Annotated in this window: 23 protein-coding genes; 3 read left to right on the top strand and 20 right to left on the bottom strand. The window is 38.6% G+C overall.

Translation table 11 applies throughout. The annotated features are described in order from the left end of the window. Complete coding sequence (gene cobA, locus ICU98_RS01755; protein ID WP_215352440.1) at positions 1-840, top strand: uroporphyrinogen-III C-methyltransferase; 840 nt, start codon at positions 1-3, stop codon at positions 838-840. On the opposite strand, the gene ICU98_RS01750 is transcribed toward cobA, so the two are convergent. Both ICU98_RS01750 and ICU98_RS01745 read right to left on the bottom strand, forming a co-directional pair. Then, a complete protein-coding gene (locus ICU98_RS01750) occupies positions 763-1,125 on the bottom strand; it encodes a sirohydrochlorin chelatase (RefSeq protein WP_215352439.1) in 363 nt (120 codons plus the stop codon). The genes cobA and ICU98_RS01750 overlap by 78 nt on opposite strands. Positions 1,126-1,144: 19 nt before the next feature. After that, a complete protein-coding gene (locus ICU98_RS01745; RefSeq protein ID WP_215352437.1) occupies positions 1,145-1,705 on the bottom strand; it encodes a 5'-methylthioadenosine nucleosidase in 561 nt (186 codons plus the stop codon). A gap of 13 nt (positions 1,706-1,718) precedes the next feature. Between ICU98_RS01745 and ICU98_RS01740 the strand changes: the two genes are divergently transcribed. Next, positions 1,719-2,237 (top strand): adenine phosphoribosyltransferase, encoded by a 519-nt coding sequence (locus ICU98_RS01740; protein WP_215352436.1) that lies wholly within the window; start codon positions 1,719-1,721, stop codon positions 2,235-2,237. 19 nt (positions 2,238-2,256) lie between these two features. Next, complete coding sequence (locus ICU98_RS01735) at positions 2,257-3,276, top strand: calcium:proton antiporter (RefSeq protein WP_215352435.1); 1,020 nt, start codon at positions 2,257-2,259, stop codon at positions 3,274-3,276. A 132-nt stretch (positions 3,277-3,408) separates the two neighbouring features. Here the strand turns inward: ICU98_RS01735 and ICU98_RS01730 are convergent, their stop codons facing one another. The 18 genes from ICU98_RS01730 to ICU98_RS01645 all read right to left on the bottom strand — a co-directional run bounded on the left by ICU98_RS01730 (position 3,409) and on the right by ICU98_RS01645 (position 23,421). Continuing rightward, positions 3,409-4,176 (bottom strand): IS3 family transposase, encoded by a 768-nt coding sequence (locus ICU98_RS01730; RefSeq protein WP_371818430.1) that lies wholly within the window; start codon positions 4,174-4,176, stop codon positions 3,409-3,411. A gap of 441 nt (positions 4,177-4,617) precedes the next feature. Continuing rightward, positions 4,618-5,994: a DUF563 domain-containing protein gene (locus tag ICU98_RS01725; protein ID WP_215352434.1), complete on the bottom strand. Its 1,377-nt coding sequence runs from the start codon at positions 5,992-5,994 to the stop codon at positions 4,618-4,620. Between the two features lie 12 nt (positions 5,995-6,006). Then, positions 6,007-6,756: an ABC transporter ATP-binding protein gene (locus ICU98_RS01720; protein ID WP_215352433.1), complete on the bottom strand. Its 750-nt coding sequence runs from the start codon at positions 6,754-6,756 to the stop codon at positions 6,007-6,009. A 1-nt stretch (position 6,757) separates the two neighbouring features. Next, positions 6,758-7,525, bottom strand: coding sequence for an ABC transporter permease (locus tag ICU98_RS01715; protein WP_215352432.1), 768 nt, complete (start codon positions 7,523-7,525; stop codon positions 6,758-6,760). Between the two features lie 198 nt (positions 7,526-7,723). After that, positions 7,724-9,649 (bottom strand): nucleoside-diphosphate sugar epimerase/dehydratase, encoded by a 1,926-nt coding sequence (locus ICU98_RS01710; protein ID WP_215352431.1) that lies wholly within the window; start codon positions 9,647-9,649, stop codon positions 7,724-7,726. Further along, positions 9,649-10,209, bottom strand: a complete 561-nt coding sequence (locus tag ICU98_RS01705; protein ID WP_215352430.1) for a sugar transferase — start codon at positions 10,207-10,209, stop codon at positions 9,649-9,651. The genes ICU98_RS01710 and ICU98_RS01705 overlap by 1 nt, the downstream gene beginning before the upstream one ends. 18 nt (positions 10,210-10,227) lie before the next feature. Then, complete coding sequence (locus tag ICU98_RS01700; protein ID WP_215352429.1) at positions 10,228-11,367, bottom strand: glycosyltransferase; 1,140 nt, start codon at positions 11,365-11,367, stop codon at positions 10,228-10,230. Further along, positions 11,364-12,140 carry a glycosyltransferase family 2 protein gene (locus tag ICU98_RS01695; protein ID WP_215352427.1) on the bottom strand — a complete coding sequence of 259 codons (777 nt, stop codon included), beginning with the start codon at positions 12,138-12,140 and terminating at the stop codon, positions 11,364-11,366. The genes ICU98_RS01700 and ICU98_RS01695 overlap by 4 nt, the downstream gene beginning before the upstream one ends. Positions 12,141-12,183: 43 nt before the next feature. Beyond that, positions 12,184-13,050 carry an alpha-1,2-fucosyltransferase gene (locus tag ICU98_RS01690; RefSeq protein WP_215352425.1) on the bottom strand — a complete coding sequence of 289 codons (867 nt, stop codon included), beginning with the start codon at positions 13,048-13,050 and terminating at the stop codon, positions 12,184-12,186. 23 nt (positions 13,051-13,073) lie between these two features. Continuing rightward, positions 13,074-14,279 (bottom strand): glycosyltransferase, encoded by a 1,206-nt coding sequence (locus ICU98_RS01685; protein WP_215352424.1) that lies wholly within the window; start codon positions 14,277-14,279, stop codon positions 13,074-13,076. Further along, positions 14,276-15,196, bottom strand: coding sequence for a hypothetical protein (locus ICU98_RS01680; protein ID WP_215352423.1), 921 nt, complete (start codon positions 15,194-15,196; stop codon positions 14,276-14,278). Before ICU98_RS01680 ends, ICU98_RS01685 begins: the two co-directional genes overlap by 4 nt. Before the next feature lie 137 nt (positions 15,197-15,333). Then, the gene (locus ICU98_RS01675; RefSeq protein ID WP_215352422.1) at positions 15,334-16,284 is read right to left on the bottom strand and encodes a glycosyltransferase; all 951 of its coding nucleotides are present in this window, start codon (positions 16,282-16,284) and stop codon (positions 15,334-15,336) included. A 14-nt stretch (positions 16,285-16,298) separates the two neighbouring features. After that, positions 16,299-17,336: a hypothetical protein gene (locus tag ICU98_RS01670; RefSeq protein ID WP_215352421.1), complete on the bottom strand. Its 1,038-nt coding sequence runs from the start codon at positions 17,334-17,336 to the stop codon at positions 16,299-16,301. Continuing rightward, entirely contained in the window at positions 17,308-18,636 is a 1,329-nt protein-coding gene (locus ICU98_RS01665) for a radical SAM protein (protein ID WP_215352420.1), read from the bottom strand. The genes ICU98_RS01670 and ICU98_RS01665 overlap by 29 nt, the downstream gene beginning before the upstream one ends. After that, complete coding sequence (locus tag ICU98_RS01660) at positions 18,621-19,730, bottom strand: iron-containing alcohol dehydrogenase (RefSeq protein ID WP_215352419.1); 1,110 nt, start codon at positions 19,728-19,730, stop codon at positions 18,621-18,623. The genes ICU98_RS01665 and ICU98_RS01660 overlap by 16 nt, the downstream gene beginning before the upstream one ends. Positions 19,731-19,908: 178 nt before the next feature. Next, complete coding sequence (locus ICU98_RS01655; RefSeq protein ID WP_215352417.1) at positions 19,909-20,994, bottom strand: FkbM family methyltransferase; 1,086 nt, start codon at positions 20,992-20,994, stop codon at positions 19,909-19,911. 109 nt (positions 20,995-21,103) lie between these two features. After that, positions 21,104-22,252, bottom strand: a complete 1,149-nt coding sequence (locus ICU98_RS01650; RefSeq protein WP_215352416.1) for a Gfo/Idh/MocA family protein — start codon at positions 22,250-22,252, stop codon at positions 21,104-21,106. Then, positions 22,249-23,421 carry an acetyl-CoA carboxylase biotin carboxylase subunit family protein gene (locus ICU98_RS01645; protein WP_215352414.1) on the bottom strand — a complete coding sequence of 391 codons (1,173 nt, stop codon included), beginning with the start codon at positions 23,419-23,421 and terminating at the stop codon, positions 22,249-22,251. Before ICU98_RS01645 ends, ICU98_RS01650 begins: the two co-directional genes overlap by 4 nt. Positions 23,422-23,463 lie beyond the last annotated feature (42 nt).

Raw genomic sequence — 23,463 nt, 5'->3', positions numbered from 1 at the left:
ATGTCTATATTAGGAACTGTTTATCTGGTGGGTGCTGGCCCTGGAGCGGCTGATCTGATTACGATTAGAGGCGCCAAGCTTTTGGCTAAAGCCGATATTGTGTTTCATGATGCTTTGGTCGACGAAGGGATGTTAGCTCTTTGCCCAAATGCGATTAAGGTTCCCGTAGGTAAACGTTGCGGAAAACTGTCTTCTGCTCAAGAATTTATCAATAAGCGTTTAGTCGATGCTGCGCACAAGTATCAAATTATCGTCAGACTTAAAGGTGGTGATCCTATGCTCTTTGGCAGAGCTGATGAAGAAATCACTGCTCTATCTAATGCGGGTATTTCATTTGAAATCGTACCTGGAATTACTGCAGCATTAGCAGGTGCTGCTAGTCTAGGTAAATCGCTTACTCTGCGGGGCGTCTCAAGAAGTGTGGCATTTATAACTCTGGCGCAAGCTAGCGAGAGCGCGGAGACGGAGCAGAAGCAACCGATTCCTAATCCGAGTGCCGATACCTTGGTCTATTACATGGGGCGCAAGGATGCAGCCAAAATTGCCAAGCAATTGATTGACTCAAACCCGAATCACAAAGATGATACGCCAGTCCATATTCTTGAGGCAGTTTCCACTACAAAAGAGCGTCATTGGGAAAGTAATTTAATTGCACTAGCCGAGGGTAAAGCCGATCACTGGTTTGATCCTAGCTCGCCTGCATTGATTCTGATTGGCCAAGCTCTAGAAACGATAAAAGCAGTACAAACAATAGATGCCAATTTACAGTACCTTGGCACCAAAGTCGATGATGGCTTGCAGGACGGCCTCATCCTCTCCAACGGCAGGCGTAGCGCTTAAAGCAATGTTGGGATATTGACTACGGCACTCTTCAAGTAGTTTAGGAAAGTCGTTACGCAGATGGCCACCCTGGCCGAAGAACACTGGCACGACAATAATTTCAGAAGCTCCTACAGCAGTTAACTTAGCAATGGCCTCGGATAAGGATGGTTGCATCATTTCTAGGAAAGCCAACTCGACTGGAGTCTGGCCCTGCTGGTTACGCCAGAGGGCAACTAGGCGGTCAAAAGGCTCACGCCAGCGAGTATCACGGGCACCGTGGCCAAAGAGGATGATGGCTTTCATTTATGAACTCGAATGATTTTTATAAAAATTTAGTCTTCAATACATCTAAAAATAACTGCTCTCCATGATTTACCGCCTCACTCCAGGTGGCTCCAGAAGATTCATTGGCATCATCGGTAATGTATTTAAATGAATACCAAGGAACTTTACTCTCATGAGCTATGGCTGCAATTGCAAATAGTTCCATATCCACCACATCAACCTTTTGCTCTTCAAGCCATGGATCTCTAGTCGTCACAAAGCTATCACCAGTGCCACAAATATACTTTCCACCTATTGAATGATATTCCGCTGGTCGAGTACAAAAAGGGGTTTTACCTCTAGGAGCTAGAGGCTCTGCGCACATATCTCTTTGCAAGACTGTTTTTATCTGAATGAGTCCCCGGATGCTTGGCCTAACTGTGCCAACAGTTCCAAAATTCACTATATATTTGGGGTTAAACTCATGGATCGCATTCAAGGTAGCTATAGCAGCGTTGATTTTTCCAATCCCGCTATAAATAATATCGATGCCACTGGGAAGAGAGTTTTTATCTAATTCGCTATCTAGAGCGGTGATAATGACAATTTCTGAGGTCATAAGGTATCTAACTATGAATTTGCTTGATTATCTGCCAATTGTTGAAGATTTTCCTAAACCAGGGATTTTATTTCGCTACATCTCTCCGTTGCTACCGGATCCAGCTGCATTTAAGTATGCCATTGAATGCTTAAGTACACTTTTTAGCAGTCATGAATTTACACATATTGCAGGTATTGAATCCCGCGGATTTATCTTTGGTTCCGCTTTTTCCCTGTACTGCCAAAAGCCTTTTATTCTGATTCGTAAACCCAATAAATTACCTTTAGCCACCTATAGCGAAACCTATGGCCTAGAGTATGGATCAGACTCCCTCCAAATTCAGCAATCAGCCTTACCAAAAGAAGCCAAGGTACTTATGGTAGATGACATCTTAGCAACTGGTGGCACGATTTTGGCTGCCGCAAAACTCATTAAAAAGGCTGGTGGAAAGGTGTCTGGCGCCGCAACCATCGCTCAGATTAATACGCTTGATGGCGAAAGTTTTCTAAGTAAAAATGGGATTAATATCAAAACAGTTCTAGCGCTCTGACCATAAAGGAATATAACTAGTGGCAAATTTGCTAACTTCTGCTTGGTTTAACTGCTTTCTCTTTGCAGCCCTCATTGGTGCTGTGCTCTCAAGCGTTCATCATGCTGAAGTGATTGCTCATAAGACAGGTGAACCATATGGCTCTCTAGTTTTAGCTTTGGCTGTCACTGTAATAGAGGTTTCCTTAATTGCTTCGATGATGCTTGCCGGTCATGAGGGCTCTGAATTTATTGCCCGAGATGCCGTTTTTGCAACGGTGATGATTATTCTTAATGGTGTGATTGGCGTCTGCATTTTTATAGGCGGCCGTAAACACTATGAAATGGGCTTTCGTAGTGATGGTGCAATTTCCTCTTTATCGGTACTCGCCACGCTGGTAACCTTTACACTGGTGATGCCCATTGTTACTACCAGCACTCCGGGGCCAGACTTCACCACTAGTCAACTTGCCTTTGCTGGTATTGCTAGCTTTGTGATGTATGGCGGCTTTTTATTCTTTCAATCGGTCTCACATCGCGATTACTACTTGCCGCAAGAAAAGAGCCAACAGCATGATGAAAGTATTCATGCTGAAAAGCCTAGCAATGCAAAAACCTTCACCAGCCTAGGCCTACTCGTCATTTGCTTAATCGTGGTTGTGGGGCTGGCAAAAGCACTTTCTCCTGCCATTGAATCCGGAGTTAAAGCAGCAGGACTGCCCAAAACTATTGTAGGTATTGTGATTGCATTATTGGTCTTACTCCCCGAGAGTTTTGCCGCATTACGTGCAGCAAAAGCCAATCGATTGCAAAGTAGTCTTAATCTTGCTCTTGGATCAGCACTTGCAACCATTGGCCTGACGATTCCAGCCGTTGCCGCAATTGCGATCTGGTTTCACTTGCCGCTCAGTCTGGGTATCAGCAATCTCAATATTACCCTGCTCTTTTTGAGCATCTTTGTTGGGGGACTTACCCTAAGTCTAGGCAAGACCACTGCACTTCAAGGCGCAGTGCACCTAGCAATCTTTTTTGAGTATTTGTTTTCGAGTGTTGTTCCCTAAGGCAAACCAAACCATCTCTTTAGCTTCAACTTCACCGACTTTGGGATGGGATGTCTAAGCATCACCTTTAAATCTCCCGACAACTACCGATAGAATCTAAAACATAGGCCCTTGATGCTATAGTATCCCCCGTCAAGCCGACATTCCTAAAGTGTTGTTTTCTGCCTTTGCTCGATAGTCTCTAGGCGATATTCTGCCAAGAGAGCTGTGCGGTCTTTCTTCGTTGTAAATCGTGATCCAGTTTTCTGTAATTTCACGTACCTCCCTGAGGTTTTCAAATAAATACGCGTTGAGTACTTCATGACGGTAGGTTTTATTAAAGCGTTCAATAAACGCATTTTGTTGAGGCTTACCCGGTTGTATAAATTTCAGTTCAATCCCTTTTTCTTCGCACCAACCCATAAACACGGCAGACCTCAGTTCACTCCCGTTGTCCAGACGTATCGCCTGAGGTAAACCATGGATCTCTTCCAGATGCTCCAATGTTCTGACTACTCTGGCTGCTGGCAAACTAATATCAATTTCAATAGCCAAGATCTCACGGTTGGATTCGTCAATGACGTTCAGGGTCCTAAAGGGCCTGCCGTAATGCAAGGTGTCGTACATAAAATCTAAGGCCCACATCGTATTGGACTGGGTTGGCGCAATGAGCGGAACTCTGGGCATCTTGGGGATGCGCTTCTTAGTTCTTCTGGGCAAGTTCAAGCCCATCTCCTTGTAAATACGCCATACCCGCTTGTGATTCCACTCGTAACCCTGATTGCGCATCCAATCAAAACATAATCTAAATCCCCAGCGCCCATTCTTGGCAACTACTTGATTAAGTATTTCAATAACATGCTCATCGGCTTTAGCTTTGCTCCTTGGGCGCTCGTAATACGATGACCTGGCCAGCCCCAAATGAGCGCAAGCCCGTGTAATGGGTACCGCTTCTTCGCCAACCAGGTAATCGACTGCATCTCTTTTACCGGTTGGCGCTAGAGCTTTTTTTCAATGAGGTTCTTTAGCGCTCGGTTATCGTGGGTCAGCTCAGCAACCATCGTTTTATATTCTGATAGCTGCTGTTCTAGCTCCTTAACGCGTTTAAGTTCAAAATCCCAACGATTTGGGTCTCTGTAAATCATGACTTCTTCATATTGATTCTCCTGTTGTAAATACTGCCATAAACAACAGAAAACTCAACTTTTTAAATGTACGAATCTATGGGGATACTACAGCAGAACCACTCTCCTGCAAGGCGTGGTCCATCTAATTATTTTCTTTGAGTATTTGTTTTTAAGTTTGGTACCTTAGGACTCCGTTAACATTAAATGTTATTAACGCCTCTAGATACAAAATTTCCTAAATCAACTCATCAACAGCACAAGCATTAAAACAAGTATTAAATAAACCAATATCCATGTAAAAATCTTTGTGAACGTGTGAATGTGATTCAGCAAGTGGGGGAAATATCAAAAATTTAATTGGATTTTTGAGGTCATCTCTAAGGTTTATAAAGAAATGGCAATTTCCGCCATTTCCCGCCCAACCCGCATAAGTTAAAACTTTTGCGTCAACCTTTAAAAATAACACAGACACAAGCGAAGCGCCCACTTGTGTTATGAAAACCTCACAATTATTTAATAGAAAGATCTGCTCCCGGAAAGAAATCTGAAGGGGGTCCATGATGACAACCGACCTTGATACTAGAGTGCTAATGAGATCTTCTCGATTAATTAATTTTCGACCCTCTACAGTTCTATCAAAAAAAATGATTTTGCGATTTTCTGATTTATTTTCAAAATCTCCAAGACATTGAATTAGATGGTTAGACATTGCCTTAATAGCATTAACATTGTAATAACTATCTGAAAAAACTAGGGGTTTAGATAAATCTACTTCTAAGTGATTATAGATAACATGTGCAGTAGGCGACACTATAGTTAAATTCTGGCAAACAATTTTTTGTCCAATTTTTACTTTGATAATATGAATAGATTGCCCTACCAACAATTCAATTGCTTCATAAATATTTTTATGAAGCCCAGCATCTATAAGAATAGGCTGATTCTTATATAAGCCAGAGAGAATAAAACCGCTCAATTTTGGAAGCGTTTCAGTCAAAAAATGCGCAAAGTTTCCATTCAATCCATTGACGAGATGTATCCCGCTCTCAATCTCCAATATATCCCCTTTAGAAGGCACTAAGATTGAATCCCCGTAATCAATCACCACGTTATTAGTGACTGCAAACAGAGCCTCCCTCTTCCAATCCAATAGATCAGAATGAACGCAGTATTGCTCAGTAAAGATAAAATCTGATCCGCCTAAAATGAATCCGGATGAGACAGTGAATGCTACAACCTTTGGGAAGTAACCAGTATCAAGCTCAATTGAATAGAGTCCTTCATAGATCGCGGGCTCAGCACAAAAAGGGCTGGGATCATATTTATACTCATTAAATAGCGTGCTAACTGATAAATTTTTTACTCTTACAAAAGAATTTATACCAATTTTTTTATGTTTTGAGACACGGCAAAAAGTTAATTTGTAAAAAAGCGTAAGTTTTGGAAAAAGAATTGAAAATTCATTTAAATTTCTTCTAAGTTCTAGCTTGATTGTATTTCTCACGATCCTAGCTAAACTATACTTTGCAAACTTATTTCTATAAGTTTCTTTGCCTAAAAATACTATTTTTTTTCGGCAATGCTGATATAGACTCAATAATTTATTCTCCATCAACAAACCCTTTCATAAATTTGATTCATCTTGGTAGCGGTCTAAACAGCCCCCAATGTCACCCCCTACATATGAAATTTTATTATCTTTAAGGTATATAATTTTATTAAAAAAAATCTTTTCATAATTTAAATCATGGGTTACCCCAATGAAAATAGAAGATTCAGTTTTCAACTCTTCAATTCGCTTTGTTGATTTACTGATAAAATTTATATCCCCACCCGCAAATAATTCGTCAACTACTAAAATATCAGGCCTCACCATTAAGGCAAGAGAAAAAGATAATCGATAACACATGCCAGTTGAGTAGTATTTCATTGGAACATCAATAAAATCACCAATATCCGCAAAATCAATTATTTCATTCTCGCGAGAGCGAAGTTCCCGGATGTCAAAGCCGGAAATCAATCCTGAAAGTATAATATTTTCACGCCCCGTTAACTCAGGGTTCATGCCCGCACCCACCTCAATTAGAGAGGTTATGGAGCCATGATGAGATATTCGCCCACTTGTTGGCTTATATATTCCCGCAATAAGTCTAAGTAACGTACTTTTACCTGCGCCATTTTTTCCGATTATGACAGCACGATCACCGTCAGATAGTGAAAAATTAATATCCATTAATACATCATATGTATTATATTTATAGTAATTTTTTCCAAAATTTAAAATAAATTTCAAAGCACCTTCTTTTATTGTATTTTTAATATTAGTTGGCTTGTTAAAGCACAACGATACATTTTCGAAATTTATTTTTGACATTTTATAAATATAGGGGAATTTTGCTTCGGTATACAGAAAATATATACTTTGAAAACATATAAAATAATATGCAGCACAATAATACTAAAATAACCACTGGATAATTCGTGGTGTTTCCTGAAAAACCATCGCGAATAAACTCTACCATATAACTAAGGGGATTGAGTGATACAACTAAATCTGCCACAGTGCGATCGCCAACCAACATTCTTTTTGTATACAGAACTGGAGTCATAAAAAAAAGTATTTGAAGCGCGATGCCAAGCAAATATCCCACATCTCTGTAATAAACGTTTAAGACGGATAAAATCATGCCAGCACTGTAAGCAAAAATTACTAAACTTGATGTGGCTAATAAAAAACCAAGGTCAGGTAGGCTGCTGGATGCAAAAGTAATAATCGCCACTAATAATGTTAAGGTGAATATTGACACAAAAAAATCTATTAAATGATTTCCAAGATTTACGAGAAGAAATATTTCTAAATTAATAGGCACCTTTTTAATTAAACCTTCATTACCAGTCATGGAACCTGCTGCCCCCGTCAGTAAGCTCGAGAATAACTGCCAAGACAAGTATGCTGGAAAAAGCTGCAAAAAATATGTAGAGTAGGTTTGCCCCAAAAGTGCAGACCATATTAGTGATATAAATGAAACTGAGAGCAGTGGATTTAGCAGTGACCAGAATAAACCCAAAATAGTCCTCTTGTATCTTATTTTAAGATTGGACTTAATCATTATTTCAGCAATTCTTAAATCATTAATATTCAATTATTTTTTCCGCTCACCTAAATTTAACTTCACTTGTTGAAAATATCAAATCCTCAAATACCTATAAGAAATAAAATTGTTCTTATTTTGGCTCATAATAATATCTTATTATATGTCACTACTTGAGCCATGATCCATTAGGCTTTATGAATATATTAATTCTAAATCAGGGAAAAGTAGTAGTTTTACAAATTAAGATTAAATACTCTGATAATCATAATTTGTAACGACTTTTTGAAGATATTTTTTTATTGACTCCAGAGAGCTTGATGATATGAGAACTTTCTCAAGATCATCTAAAAAATAGCTCAACTCTTGCATAGATATAAACTCCTCGTGCGCTCTGAATATTGACGGGTGGCCTGTTCTGATGGGCTCGCCCCCGATAAGCAATTCCTCGTAAAGTTTTTCTCCAGGCCTTAGTCCAACCACTTCAATAGCTATATCACCATCAGGATTTATTTCATCTTTTATTTTTAGACCCGACAATGCAATCATCTTCTTTGCTAAATCAAAAATCTTAATTGGCTCACCCATCTCAAGAACAAATACATCGCCGCCTTTGGCCATTGCACTGGCCTGAATAACCAATTGTGCAGCTTCTGGAATCATCATAAAATAGCGCGTAACCTCAGGATGCGTTACGGTAACTGGGCCGCCATCTTGAATTTGTTTTCGAAAAAGTGGCACGACGGACCCGGATGAATTAAGGACATTTCCAAAACGTACCATTGAAAAAATTGTGCGCTTTGATTGAACTGAATCTTTTGCCATAGCCTGCAATATCATTTCTGCCAGGCGCTTACTCGCACCCATGATATTTTTTGGTCTCACGGCCTTATCTGTACTAATCAAAACAAAGTTTGATACCCCAAACTCACTAGCTAAATTTGCAATATTTTTAGTACCATAAGCATTGTTAAGAATGCCTTCGATAGAGTTTTCCTCAACCAGCGGTACATGCTTATAGGCTGCAGCATGAAAAATAATATGTGGACGATGTTGGCCGAGAAGACTTCTGATTAAATTCTCGCTACGAACAGAGCCTAATATAGGTGTAACTAAAAAATTATCGCAATTACTATTGTGATTGATCTGTCTAAGCTCCCGATCAATCTTGTAAAGTGCGAATTCGCTCTGCTCAAGAAGGATAATATGCTCAGGTTTTTGCCGGGCAATTTGCCGACATAATTCAGATCCTATTGTTCCGCCAGCACCAGTAACTAAAACTACCTTACCCAGTATATTTTTTTCAAGTAACATTGAATCGGGTATTACGGGCTCACGACCCAAAAGATCTTCAATATCTAGATCATGAATATCCGATACAGAAATTTTTCCGCTAGCTAAATCCTGTAAACTTGGTAGAGTACGAATCGATACCTTGAATTTAGCGAGAGATTCAATAATGTCTGCTCGCTTTGTACGGCTAATAGATGGAATGGCCAGAAGTATATCGGTGACCTTGAGAGCATTTATAACATCATCAATTTCGATTGGGAAGTAAATTTTTATGCCGTTTAAATCGTTGTTTTGCAAATGTTTGTCGTCATCAATAAATCCAACTACTTGCATTTTTCTACTGTCACGAATAGCTGCAGCCAACTCTCTCCCTGCTGCTCCAGCCCCATAAATTAGGACCCTTGGCATGCTAAGGGATGGAATACGCTCTTTGTGTAGACGCCCAAGCCAATGGCTAATGGCTAATCTCGAGCCTGCCACAGCCAAAAATAGCAACAAAGGCTGAATTAAACCAACGGTCCGTGGAATACCATGCACCCCCGCTACCGTCAGAATCATTGCGTAAAGAACGCCGTACAAAGCAATTGCACGAGCAATTATTAGCGCAGCAGACCATCCAGAATATCTAAAAATTACTCTATAGAAGCCAAAAGACTTGAAGAGGGGAATTGCGATGATTAATGCAAGCAGGATTGCTAACCATGGTCTTAATATTATGTCAGGGGTTAACTGAAAGTTGTTAAGGCCAACCCACAGACCTAGTCGCAAATAGAATGCGACCCAAGTAGTAGTAATGCAAAGAAAAATATCGAGTCCAATGACCGCTAACCTCTTAAGCCAGCGCGGCCATTTTAAAATATGGTTTATACCTTCTCTTATCATTAGTGACTTACCCCGCTACCTGAAAAAACTTTTGAGAAAGTAAGCCATATGATCTTAAGATCAAATAATAGCGATGCATTTTGAAGGTACTCCAAATCAAATTTAACTTTTTCATAATCTGAAACTTCATCGCGTCCATTTACTTGTGCCCAACCAGTCAAACCAGGAGTCAAGCCATCAATACCAAAATTCGATCGAAGCTTAATTAGATTATGTTGATTGAATAATGCCGGCCTTGGACCTACAAAGCTCATATCCCCCTTGAGAATACTCCATAGCTGAGGAAGCTCATCTAAGCTAGTATTTCGGATAAAACTACCAACTGGCGTCAAATACATGCTGGGGTTCACCAATAAATCTGTCGGCAAAATTGGTGTATCGCATTTCATACTTCGAAACTTTGGCATCATAAAGATTCTATTGGCTCTACCAACGCGCCTTGACCAATAAATTACTGGACCGCGGGATGTACATGCTACCAATAGGCAGATCAATAAAATCATCGGCAAAAGGATTGCTGATGCACTTCCCGCAATGATTAGGTCAATACTACGTTTCATTATTTTATATTACAGACTTCATTTTAATAAATTTGATATATGACTCACGTAACCTGCAACGACCTCGTTACTTTTAAAATTTTCTTTCGCATTTCTATATGCTGCAGCCCCCATTCTAGCCCTTAAATTTTTACTATCTAGCAAAGACTGTATGCAATATTGAAGTTGCGCTGAGCTACCACACTCGAATAATAAACCAGTCTCTTGATCAATAATTGCATCACTGATACCGTAAATGTTGGAACCGATAGAAGGTAGACCCATAGCTGCCGCTTCGATAATCACAACACCAAAACCCTCTCTAAAGCTGGGTAGCACTAATATATCACTGGCAGCTAAATACACTTCTGGGTTAGCAGTAAAAGGCGCCCTCACAGATTGAACAGCAAGATTCCCCAAACATAAGTTATCAAACTCTAGCTCCTCATCTGGCCCAATCAAAAGAAGCCATAATCGGCGATCAAATTTTGCAATATTCTTAAATGCAGTAACTAGCTGATAAATTCCTTTATCCCTTACAAGGCGCCCTAGAAAAATTAATGCAACCGCATCTTCCGGAATTTTCAAATCTGAGCGGACCTTTTTTCTTAAGGAAAGACCATTTGAAAAGCGCTCGATATCGACACCCCCAATAGAGCCTTTGCCGATTACACTAATTTTATCGGGCAGTATCACCCCCTGCCTAATCAAGAACTGCTTTTCTGATTGACTTACAGCTAATACATCTGTTGCTAAGGTTGCGGTAATCCAATCACAAGTTTTAAAGAATTTGCGACTAAAGCCATCAAGATGAGCCCAAACCTCACCCTGAAAAATATGAAGGCGCTGAGGAATTCTAGCAACAACGCCAGCCAACATTCCCAATAGGCCAGCCTTAGGTACAACGGTGATGAGTAAATCGTATTTGGCTTTACGAAATAAAAAAAATAGCTTCACTAAACATATCAAATCAGAAATGGGCGCCATCTTTCTAGAAATCCCGATATCAATGATATCAATCGGCAGTCCTAATGGAAGAACATAGCTATCACTTTTTAAATTAACCATTAAAGTTACATCATGATTTTTTGACAATGCCATCAAATGTGGCTTAAGAAAAAAATGGATCGTTAGCGGAGTTGCCACCAACATACAAATTTTCTTTCTAGGCTCACTCATCTAAAGTACCCATTTAATACTCGGCGTATATATTTAATGCAAGACCAAGGGATGGCAATACACAAAGTTGGGAATGAAATTTTATTTGCGCTATATAAATAAACCCACGTACGAAGCTCTTTTTTTTCATGTGCCCATAGCTGTCCACTATACCCTCCAGCACTGAACTCAGGACGAAAACTAAATGCAAGTGTCTCATTTAAAACATAAGCAGGCATATCAGCTAAAACAACTTCCAACCAGAGTAAATAGTCTTCAGTGAATAGCTTATCTTTAAAGCGAAGTGAAATATCTCGTTTAATCATTACAGTACGGGTAAAGAAACGATTCGCTATCACCATCTGCAAAAATGAAATCCGTTCACCTTGCATTGAGTGGGAAGACTTAAGCTGAGGTATGCCTGCATTTTTGGCTAAGGCTTGAGTTAAATGCCCCAACATAACTGCATCCACATGATCCTTGAGCCACTTACATGAAATCTCTAATTTGCGCGGATGCCATGCGTCATCCGCATCTAAAAATGCAAGCCACGGCTGAGTAGCCAAATTCCACCCACTGTTTCGAGTACCACCAGGCCCAGTATTGATGTCATGATAAAGGGTTAGAACAGTAATGCCATTATTTTTTTCAAGGATCTTTTTTTTAAGACTCTCAATTAGATCTTTAGTTTTCCCGCCATCAGAACTTGCGTCATCAACCAAGAGTAATTCTTTTGGTAACAATGTTTGGTCTAGAACGGAGTCTACTGCTTGCTCTAAAAAAGCAGAAGCCATATAGCACGGAATGATAACGCTGACAGGAGCGAGCATGGAGAAGCTATGCGTCTTTCAAAACGGGAAATCGCAACCAACTCTCGGGAACTATATTGGGCTGCGAAATGTACCCATTATTCCAAATGTCTGGCACTAGAACTGTTTTGCAGGTAGATTGGTTTAAGTAAGCACCCCACCAGCTAAAGGAACTATTGGAGAGGATATGGTGATCACATTTAGACATTAAAACTAACTCTTGAGATGGTTTTAAAGAATTTTCCGCCCCCTTATCAGAGGATATAAATGTAGCGTGAGTGACAGAAAGGTTTTTCCTAACCCAGTCTGGATCGTCCGAAAAAATAAATAGGTGCAAATTTGAATACTTTTGCTGCATATAAGCAATTGCGCGCTCATAGTACCCAATGTCACATACTAGGTGATATTGCATCGTTTTAGGATTTTCAACATAGTCTCCCCTTCGGATATGCAGACTTACCGAAATAGGCTTACATTTAATAAGCTGCACAATTGGCTCGATTTCATTACATAAATCAGGCTTTAAAGTAAATTCGCTAAGGATCTGATCAACTCGCCCTAGAAAATACTTCTCACTCTGAAAATAGCCGTCTAGATAAATATTTCCCGCTTGATCCAGTATTTCCGGGTGCCAGTCAACATAATATAGCTTTAGTATTTTTTGTCTAAATAAGCGAAGTACTTTTGAAAAAAATCCCCAGCGATTTTTAGTTTTATTAACTTCTTCAGAAGTTGCAATCGCAGCTGAAATTGAGAAATCAGTAATATCTAAATTTCTATAGATTTGTTTTTGATTTCTACCAGGCTGGTAACCTAAAACATCAATCTTTAAAATATCATTATTTTTGCTCGCAAGTGAGCAAGCCGCAGCATACTGAAAAAGCTGATTTCCCAAGCCCCCATTTATCCTAACGATAATCAAGCTAACCTCGGGTTGGCAATAAGCTGCTTATAAACTTCAGTATATGAATCTAACATTTTCTCAAGATCATAGTTATTTTTTACATGCGCCCTCAACTCTTGCCTTAGATGATTTCCTCCGATCAAGGCATTATCAATTATATTTTTAAGAGTATTTTTCAAGAGATTTCGATCACCTAATGGAGTGGCAACACAGTTTGGCGCTCCAACGATTGCCTCAGCAGATCCGCCAACATCATAAGTAATTACCGAAACACCGCACGCCATTGCCTCCAATAGCACTAGCGGAAAATTTTCATACTTCGAGGTTGCAACTAAAACATCCGCACAAGAAAGGATTTCAGCTACGTAGCTTTTGTCAGAAGATGCCTGTAAATGCTTAACGCAGCCTCTCAGGCCACTGCTTTGAGATCCTAAGCATACATACTGATTCTTCGGATCATCATCTGATGATGCAAGCCATACAAAATCTTGATACCCCTTGTAAATATTGTTTTCTGCATCTGCCCCAATAAATAGAATCATAGGGCCCTCTGAAAAACCATACTTTTTTCGAAGCTCATTACGAGAACCCATTTGAAATTGGTTGCAATCAATTCCATTTGGAATGAGAAATGTTTGCTTAGATGATAAGCAAGAAAATCTCAGCTTTTCTATCAGCCAATGCGATGGACTAACTAAATTAACCCTCATGTCCTTATAGATCTGGCTCTTACGATGCGTTAGATATCTATCGTTGTCCCAAATGGTACTTGGATACAAACTCTTGTCTGAAATCTGGTAGATGCCATTTCGAATAATGGAAGATGATGTATGTGCGGCATGTGGTGTTATAGACCACATATCATGCAAGGTCCATAGCACTGGTTTTTTTTGCGCCATCTTTTTTAACGTTCTTAAACTAAAATACCATCCATGAAGATTGTGGCAATGCACTACATCTGCAGCCTTGAATTCAGGGGTATCAAGCAAATAGTCGGTTTGAAAAAAATCAATGTCATTAGATAGAGCTCTTGATAGTACTTTGGTTAAAAAAGGTCTCTTGATTTCTTGTATTCGAGAGCTCACATCGTAGTTTTGTGACTTTCCTGAAAACACAAAGGATTCATGCCCTCTTTTTAATAGGCCTTGATGAATATCCATAGCTACTCTTGACGCACCGCCCATTGAGTTATCGCTTGCAGTAATAGTCAAGATATTCATAGAAATAATTTCTTCATCTTAACCATTGCTGACTTAAATAAACCACTGAGACTTGGTTTATAAAAATTAAGGTAAAGGTAATGATCTGCGGCTGTCTGAATCTCAAGAGAGGAGGGATCTTTTAATGCGCACCTTAGAGGATGGATCGGCAAAACATGGGTTTGGGTACGCTCCTTAGTATGGGTTGCGGCTTCACCAAATCCAATATTGGTTGATAAATTAAAGTTAGGGGTAATGGAAACACCATTTCTTTTCCATATGGAATACAACCACTTTGCATCCCAAAACGTATATTTACCACTCTGAAGTCCACGAAAAAACTTCAGCCAATAGCGCTTTTCCTCACTTGACAATTTAATCCGATTGAATCCACCATCGGAAGCAGTAAATTGATCCAAATCCTGCATGCTGAAATCAAAGTGTTGCCACGCGCGCCGCCAAGTGGCCCAAGCCCAATTAGCAGGGTAGCGAGAGAAATAGTAATCACCCTCTCCCCACTTTTTACTCTGAAAGTTCGAAGCTGAAACACTCATTACCATATCGTCAGAAGCGTATTTATCGAGCAAAATAGATGAGAATGTATAGAAATCGTTTGAAATCAAGCAATCGTCCTCAAGTACTATGCCAGCCTCTTCATTAGAAAAAAACCAGTCAATTGCTTTAGGGACAAATTGATCGCAGCCATAATTTTTTTCAGAATAATTGAAATGTAAGTTACAAGCCCAGTCAATCTTTGTAGCAATCATCTGCTTGCACAGATTCAATTTCTGCAGATCTTCTTCATTCGAAACTCTTGGGCCATCAGCGGCTAAATATATAGAGGCTGGCTTAAATTGCCTCAACGCTAAGAGCTGACGAGACAAAATATCTGGTCTATTAAAAAAAATTAATAGTATTGGACATGCTGAACTAATCATGTTGAAACCAGAAAACTCTTGATATAAAAATTTGAATAGCCTATAGTAAATATTGTTGCAAGCAACGAAAGAAGATATATCTTTTTTTAATAAATACCTCAAAAAAAGAGCAGAAAAAAATTAAATACATGTGAAATCTATAATATTTTACTCAATTTTCTTACAAATTCTATGATCTTTTCTGGCATATATCTTGATATCATAGACTTAAATGAAGTGAGACTGCCACAGTTAAAAGAATTTAATATCATAAGAAATAAACTCAAGATTAAAAATTGGTATTCTTTTTTGATCTTCCAAAGTAAATAGTATTTCTCTCCAACCAAATACATTCGGTCAAAAAAATTAAACTCTTTTTTATACTTCTCCAGGAGATAGATACATGCCCTCAAATAGGACTCATCAATTTCATTTACATCAGTATTTGATGAAACTCCTATCTGCCCGTAATGAACAAAACACAGTTCATTTATTTCATAATATTTATTTACTTTGTCACAAATGCTTACATCCCAAACCCAGTCGGCCCATAAACCAATGTCAACCGGATAATCGACTCCTATCAAAGCCGATCTAGAAAAACCAATTTTTCCAAAAGGTGCACATTTACGAATCATTGTTCGTAATGGAGAGTCCTTATAAATTACATAATTTGTAACAAACCGATTGCTACCATCTGGATTCATTGATAAAGTTGGAGCAAAACAGACAAAATTATCTTTATCTGGATTTAACTGATTATTCTCAATTCCATTTTTTACGCAGCGCGTGCCATTTGAAAACCACACATCATCCGCAGCCAATAAACTCAACACATTTCCAGACGAAACTACAGCTGCCTTTTGCATATTCCTGGGAATACCCAAGTTGCTCTCATTGACAATTACTTGACAGTGGAAGCTATGCGGATTGGCCGCAATATACTCTCTTGCTAGCTTGGCAGTAGAGTCACTTGAGCAATCGTCTAAAATGACTAGCTCATATGGAGGGATTTCTTGCTCAAATATAGACTTAATAGCATTAAGGATATATTTCTCTTGATTATAAGAAACTATAACAATGCTATGTCTAATATCATTAATACCCATAGTTATCAAGTCTTCTAGATCATTCTGTGTAATTTTTTATTTATGCATCTATTGCACAATGCCTCTCTTTTGCCAATGAAATCTGGTGCATCTAAATTGTCTATAGCATGATCAGTCATTGCAATATCACCATAAAGAGAACAAGTTTTTAGTTTTAACCTCTTATCAATAACTGGAAACATTCTACGTGATAAGCACATATCGCCCATTTTAAATTCAATGCCGTCTATATTAGATCCTGACTCCAACTTCATCAAAAGCTGATCATAATATTTTGGGTGATTTTTTTCATAAAATACAGCACCCCAATTACCCTCATCCGCAACTGCTTTTAACCTAGCACTTGCCAACAGCAAAACTCGCCTATCAACTTTGAGCGTATATTTCAATTTTTTTAACAATTTTGCAGCTTTTTTTTCTTCAATATTTATTGCCGAACAATTTAATTCAATAACTTCAGCTGACTTTAAGATTGAAGTATCTATGTGACTTTCGTTCAATGGAAATAATATTATCTTTATATGAAGGGTGTTCCTAAATAACTTTAGGACAGATTCAATATCAGCTACTGATCTGGAGTCTGCGCTCATAATATCTACACCTGCCATGGTGGGAATTTTTGAAATAAAGTGGAATGCTCTAGTCAACCCTTCTAGATCAATAAGGGAATATGGGACCCTTAAATCAACAATAAATCTATTTCTGATGGTCTGGGTATAGGTGAAATAATCCACCCCCGAAACCAATCCCACTGCATTAGCACTACCTCTTAATTCATTCGCCATACTTGGAGAAGCGAATAAATAAAAATTTCCACAATTCTGATTTATTAAATCAATTTTTATAAATTCAAGAAATTTCTGCGGTGTGATCTGCTCAAAATTTAATTTATTTTTTTTAAAAACTACCGCAAATTCATCTGCAGTTATACCATTCCCAACTAGGATTAGTTTATTGTCTTGTATTTTTTTTTTGAATTTATTTACCCATTCAAATTCAAATGGTCTGGATAATTCGCAATCATCATAAGCGTATGACATTTCTAGCGCCATTAAACTCCTCGAAACTGATATTAACGTCAAAAAATTTATGGACGACCTCATTCATGCATTTTGTACAAAAAGGAGATGAATTTCTTTGTTCGATAAATTCATTCAAGGGCTTATCAAGATAATTACTTCTTCCTACTGTTGGCTTCTGCATGTTGCAACAGTGAAGAACCTTGCCATCCCATGTGATAGTAGGAAATGCATTTGTAATATGACACTTACTACTCTTCTTTGTGCGCGCGAATTGAAGCTGGTCTTCTAAAGGGAAAATAAGGTTGGCCGAGGCTTCCTGCATTACATCTGGAATATCAACGCCATTGACAGCATATTGATAAACCTGCCCAGGGAAAATATGAGCGACTATTGGTATCAGAGAAAATCCAAATGTTTTCGATAAATCTTTCATATAGTCTAGATCAGCATCCAGATTATCCTTATACAGGTGATACATAATTCGAACGTTGTAATCTAAATTAAACCTATTTTTATACTCAGCAATTTTTTCCAATCCCTTGAGATATTGATCCCATGTTCCACCGGTGCGCCCTCTTTCATATCTCTCTCCAACGCCAGCACAAGGCGCAACTATTTGATCTGGCTCTGCCAGCAAAAATTCCTCTAGATATTTGTGGTATTCCAGGTTCGTGGAAACCTCGCTTGCAACTCCTTGCCTTTTGCATTCCCTGATTATTTTCGGCAAATCAGGATTTAAGAGCGGCTCACCCCAGGTGTATAACGCAACCGAATTCATCAAAGGAATCTCTTGAACCATTTTGTCAAGAACATCTTTAAACAAATCAATACCCATATGACCCCTGCCTTTATTTGCGCTTGGCAAGCCCATATCACATGTTTTGCATACTAAATTACATTTACCTTCTACCTCGATGGTTGGAAAATATCGGCAAATATCCAATGGGGTAAATAAAGTTTTATATCTTTCAAATCCGGATGTAGCGGCAAGATGCAAGAAATTTTCTTTCCATTCTCGATCTTTAGTGCAAATCAGCAATAAATCCGACGATGAGTCACATGACTGAAAATAGCTTTCTGGATGCATGACTGGTATTCCATGTCGAGACCCAGAAAACCTACTATCAAGAAAACTTTTTACATTGAGTCCAAGGGAGCGGAGACGTTTAGATAAACCAATCCCCTCTAAGTTTACGGAAAGTATATAGATGTTCTTTCCTCTTGCCAGACTGATAAAATCTTCATATCCGACCGGCGCGGATTCAATCAAAGAGTCTTTACGTATTTCTACTTTTGATGATCTGGGGTAAAAGCTTATGTTTGACTGCATATTTCCTCCAGCTCGTCTTTATTCAAATTTTGACATAGCCCCTTTATTTTACTTCTCCACACCTGATGCTGCTTGGTTGTTAGTGTATTTATATCCGTTTGCATTCCAATTTTTTTAAAAAACTCAACTATCCGCAAAACGTGATCTTTCGCGGTGCCAAGATAGGGATTTTGAGCTCCATTAATTGCCTGATCAATTAAGCGCAATCTTGCTAATGGACTTTTTTTAAGTAACATAACCCTCTCAAAAGAAAGGGCAATGCTTTCAGCATGTCCAATCCCTAGGGCACTAGAAAGGGAGTGGGCGACCTCATGAACCACCCATCCAGCCTTAACCCCCCTAGAGAGAAGACCGGAAGATACGATGGAAGCAAACCAAGCCAATTTAGAAAAATCCTCTTCCCGAGGGGCGTCTGAAAAGTCAGCTAGACTGCTGCCGATCTTCAGAAAATTTAAACTCATTAAATCCTGCACAAGATCTGCAGGTCTCTCTACTAAATATTGATCAATAACATGTGACATTGCGTCCGTTAACCCAGATGCATAATCCTTAGCTTGCAGAGATTTATAAAAAACTGGGTCTTGAACGCTAAACTGAGGAAAAGAATGTGGGCCAAAATATGATCGCTTCAAATGATCGCCCTCGTCCATCAATACATAAGCATTATTCAATTCGGATCCAGAACCCGGTTTAGTCGCTACCAATCCAAACTTTATCGATGACCCCAAGTCCATTGGATTTTTATTTTTTAATGTACCAGCTTCAATTTTATTTCCATATGCTACCGCAACCGCTTTGGTGGCATCCATTACACTACCGCCGCCTATGCCAATAATGAAATTGGTGCCACATTTAAGCTTCGATATTAATTCATCAACTATAGCCTCAGTAGGCTCGGATTCTGGATATTTATAGAAATCCACCGAAGTACATTTGGGCAAGCCCTCCAGGTATTGCAGCAAATCTTTATGGTGTGACAGTGTATTACCATGAATTATGGCCAAAACTGCCCCATCGGGTATCTCATGAATCATTCTCTTAAGGGAATCTTTACCATGAATTAATTTAACTGGATTGTAAAAGTAAAAACTCAATCTATTGCTCCATGAAATTATTTATATTTGTCATAATAATCTATAACATTTATAAATAATAATATATTTCGAATGTATAATTTTCTGAATGTTTTAATAGCAAATTCTATTTATCGCCCGCATTAAAAATCAAGGGGCAGGCATTTAATGAAAAGCATTCTAAAATTACACTTCATGCTCATTTTCGTGGCAAGAAAAACATTACTGTCTCATAAATAGATTCAGTGTAGTGCCTAATTAATACCTCATAGTCATTTCGGATGCCTAAGATTAACTCTGGAATTCTCCAAAAATCACCTGAGTTATGGTAAACAGATATCGCCAATCTTGGATGATTTCTTAAAATAATTTTTTTCGCCCCCTGGATTGCGGAAAATTCTCCGCCTTCAATATCTATTTTTATAAAACTGGGGGCAATATGACTTAAATTATCAAGTTGATCTACATCAATCATTGCATCACCATCATCCGCAATAGTAGAGGAAGATCCATTCGTACTGAAATGCAATGTTTCTTTTTTATTTCCAAGGCCGAGTGGGTAGCAATAAATATCGCGCAATTTAGAAGTCGCAGACACGCATAATTGATAATTATTTTTATCAGGCTCGAATATATAAACAGCAGAATATTGGGGGCATCGTTTAATAAACTCTAAGGTTGTATAACCATTGAATCCACCAACATCTATAAAAACTTCATTTTCTTTATTTAGTAATAAAAATTCCTCAAAGTATTGAACGTCCTCTCTCTGAGTAAATCCCTCAAGATGAGATATGTCGTGATCATATCTGAATGCAACAAGCTTTTCAAAAATCCACCTTGATTCTTCATCCTTTAGCAGCTGATAGATCCAATTGTATTTTTGCTTATTGGATAAAAACTCATCCTGAAATCCCTCATTAAAACGCAGAGGAAGAAAAGGAAATTTAGAAATTTTTGAAAAAGCAAAATAATCCAGGTTTTGAAGGCTCAATTGGTTTAATTTTTCTCGAGCTGATAGTGGTCGACCTCCAGCAACATTTAAAACTAAGGAGTTTTTTGGTACTTGAGCTGATTTAACGATGGGCTTCTTTAAAAAAGACTGCTCACTAGAAAAGTCATCAATAAATCCGTTTACCTCGATAAGCTTAGCAACACTCTCAGCATAAATATTTCTTCCGAGAATATATTTCGGCCTATTTGAGTAAAAAAAATTCTCGCAAAACTCAATTGATGATTTTGGCCAATCAAGTTTTTGAGATACCCCATCAACATCAAAACTCATTTTATAGCCCTATTTTCTGTAGAGAGAAATCTTAAATTTCTCAGTAATGGTTGTAGTTCTCAACATAGTTACCCATCCGAAATCACCCTTTCAGCGGGATGACTTAGGATTAATCTAAATGAGAAATACAACCCTTCAAAGCAGATTGATGCATTTCCAGCATTAATTTCAATCCATCTAAGGAAAATTTAGAACCAACAACATTTTCCGAAGACCAGGTTCCAAGTTTAAGGTATTGTGTCAGAGCGGCATGAATATCGAAATATAGGTTTGCGAATGCCTCAACATAACCAGCAGGATGCCCCACTTTGAAGCGGGCGTATCTTGATGATGAAAATTCCAAGCCCTCATAACCACGATCCCTTAATTCAATACGTCCATCAGCATGGGCAAATTGGATTCTCTCTGGATCTGTTTGAGTCCATTCTAATGCACCTTTAGTGCCAAATATCCTAATTTTAAGGCCATTGCGATAGCCAAGCATTGTTTTGCCAAAAATGAAGTTGCCATTGACACCATTTTCATAGTTAACTAATGCAGATACTGAGTCAATAACAGGGTATAAACCATATTTTTGCTCGGTAGCAAAAACAGACAAAGGTCTCACCCCTAGAATAAAAGAAGTTAGCTGATGAAGGTGCGATCCCAGGTCCAGATAAATCATGGGCACCTCACCATCCATTTGCCTCCAATTTTGAGGTTGAAGCTGTCGTCCGCTTGCATTTAATCGTAAATACCCCTCTTGAGGCATTTCAGCAGCGAAATGAAGAACCTTTCCAATCTGCCCTGAGCGAACAATCTCCTTTAACTCTCGTACAGCAGGATAACCAGAATAGTTGTATGTAACAGCCAAAAATCCATTTTTGTTATTCTCGGTATCTCGTATGAGTACGGCATCATCAATATTTGCTGTAAGTGTTTTCTCACATACGACTGGAATCCCAGCATTTAAGGCATCCATAACGGGAGAGGTATGTGAGGAGGTTGGAGTTAATACGATTATTACATCTATATTTCCCGCTTCACTGCGAATAAGTTGGGTATGGTCTGCATAAACTCTAGATAGATCCACCCCAAAATTAATCCCAGATTTTAGATTAGTTTCATGATTGCGACTGAAGGAGCCGGCGACAACTTTGAATAGCCCATCTACATTTAAGGCGCTCATATGCGCCCGCCCAACAGCAGAATTAATCCCCCCTCCCACAATGCCAACTCTCAAGACAGGATGAGAGTCATTTTTAAGATTTTTGTTCATAAGGGAATATTCCGGTTAGTAAAAAAATGCACTTTATCGGCCATTTTTTCTGTGGATTCAAATAATTGTGCCGTAGATTGATAGCGCATAAAGAAGATGGCAATTTTTCCAAATGGGGCTTTTTTAATATGTTCACCAGATTCACTCAACTGAAAAAGTCTTAGCTCCTCGGCCGCAACGTCAATTGAGTATCCATGTATTACTTCATCTTCTTTAAGTGAAATAGTATGACGTGACCATGGAGTCGATTCATCTATTTTAGAAAAATCAAAATCTTCACCTATAAATGGCCTTAGATAATTGCCAACGTATGAATTTCCAGTTGAAAAACTGATCAGGTAATAAAAAAGGTCTCCTGGACATCTGCGCATACATTCTATTAAATATAGCTCTCCACCAGAAATAATAAATTGTGTGTGAAGTAAACCATCAGACAAGTTCAGCAATGCTGCCAATTTCTCAACGGAAGCTTGCATCTTCTTTTGTATTGACAGGCTTATCCGAGATGGACTGTTGGAACAATTAACTTGGTAGGGATAAATAGTACAAAATTCATCCACAAAAAAATCATGGTAAATTTTTTGGTTTTTAAGAAATGCCGAATGGCTATGCAATGTACCATCCAAAAAATCTTCGACAACATAATTGTTAGTTCTAGAATTTAATTTAGCGTTATCAATCGCCATAGATAGCTCATTTAAATTCGAAACTTTTGTAATTCCCTTTCCGCTAAAACTATCCACCGGCTTAACTAGGACGGGATAGTTAGCAGGTCGCGGAATAACCCCCCCGGGGTCGGAAGTCCAAATTTTTGGAACTGGAATTCCATGTGTTGCAGCAAACCCTCTGAATTCAAATTTATCATGCAGTTTTAGTGTTGTAGCGAGGTCATCAAGTCCTGGCAGCCCTAAAGTCTCTGCGACTTTGATAACCGAAAGATAGGAATCATCATTGCATGTTGGTAGGATCGCGCAATAACTTTCTCTCTCAACCAGATCCAACAGAAATTCAGCATTGGAATAGTCCAGGCAATGATACTTGCCAGCCCAACTTACACACGGATCACTTGGCTTATTGCCGCATACCTCCAACTCATATCCTAAACTCTTAATGAATTGTGCTAAGGGAGCTGCGCTGAAGCTGGTTCCAACCAATAATATTTTTTTCATATGCTCTCTAATGAAGAGATAAATTATCTATAGTTTGATTCC

It is taken from the genome of Polynucleobacter sp. MWH-P3-07-1, from assembly GCF_018687555.1.
In the GTDB taxonomy this organism is placed as follows: Bacteria; Pseudomonadota; Gammaproteobacteria; order Burkholderiales; family Burkholderiaceae; genus Polynucleobacter.
The sequence above is the reverse complement of the archived record's forward strand: the minus strand, read 5'-3'. Positions and strand labels throughout refer to the sequence as shown.

Coding starts and splice junctions, on each gene's coding strand:
- cobA (WP_215352440.1), top strand. CDS start 1: ATGTCTATATTAGGAACTGTTTATCTGGTGGGTGCTGGCCCTGGAGCG.
- ICU98_RS01750 (WP_215352439.1), bottom strand. CDS start 1,125: ATGAAAGCCATCATCCTCTTTGGCCACGGTGCCCGTGATACTCGCTGG.
- ICU98_RS01745 (WP_215352437.1), bottom strand. CDS start 1,705: ATGACCTCAGAAATTGTCATTATCACCGCTCTAGATAGCGAATTAGAT.
- ICU98_RS01740 (WP_215352436.1), top strand. CDS start 1,719: ATGAATTTGCTTGATTATCTGCCAATTGTTGAAGATTTTCCTAAACCA.
- ICU98_RS01725 (WP_215352434.1), bottom strand. CDS start 5,994: ATGGAGAATAAATTATTGAGTCTATATCAGCATTGCCGAAAAAAAATA.
- ICU98_RS01720 (WP_215352433.1), bottom strand. CDS start 6,756: ATGTCAAAAATAAATTTCGAAAATGTATCGTTGTGCTTTAACAAGCCA.
- ICU98_RS01710 (WP_215352431.1), bottom strand. CDS start 9,649: ATGATAAGAGAAGGTATAAACCATATTTTAAAATGGCCGCGCTGGCTT.
- ICU98_RS01705 (WP_215352430.1), bottom strand. CDS start 10,209: ATGAAACGTAGTATTGACCTAATCATTGCGGGAAGTGCATCAGCAATC.
- ICU98_RS01700 (WP_215352429.1), bottom strand. CDS start 11,367: ATGAGTGAGCCTAGAAAGAAAATTTGTATGTTGGTGGCAACTCCGCTA.
- ICU98_RS01695 (WP_215352427.1), bottom strand. CDS start 12,140: ATGGCTTCTGCTTTTTTAGAGCAAGCAGTAGACTCCGTTCTAGACCAA.
- ICU98_RS01685 (WP_215352424.1), bottom strand. CDS start 14,279: ATGAATATCTTGACTATTACTGCAAGCGATAACTCAATGGGCGGTGCG.
- ICU98_RS01680 (WP_215352423.1), bottom strand. CDS start 15,196: ATGATTAGTTCAGCATGTCCAATACTATTAATTTTTTTTAATAGACCA.
- ICU98_RS01675 (WP_215352422.1), bottom strand. CDS start 16,284: ATGGGTATTAATGATATTAGACATAGCATTGTTATAGTTTCTTATAAT.
- ICU98_RS01670 (WP_215352421.1), bottom strand. CDS start 17,336: ATGGCGCTAGAAATGTCATACGCTTATGATGATTGCGAATTATCCAGA.
- ICU98_RS01665 (WP_215352420.1), bottom strand. CDS start 18,636: ATGCAGTCAAACATAAGCTTTTACCCCAGATCATCAAAAGTAGAAATA.
- ICU98_RS01655 (WP_215352417.1), bottom strand. CDS start 20,994: ATGAGTTTTGATGTTGATGGGGTATCTCAAAAACTTGATTGGCCAAAA.
- ICU98_RS01650 (WP_215352416.1), bottom strand. CDS start 22,252: ATGAACAAAAATCTTAAAAATGACTCTCATCCTGTCTTGAGAGTTGGC.
- ICU98_RS01645 (WP_215352414.1), bottom strand. CDS start 23,421: ATGAAAAAAATATTATTGGTTGGAACCAGCTTCAGCGCAGCTCCCTTA.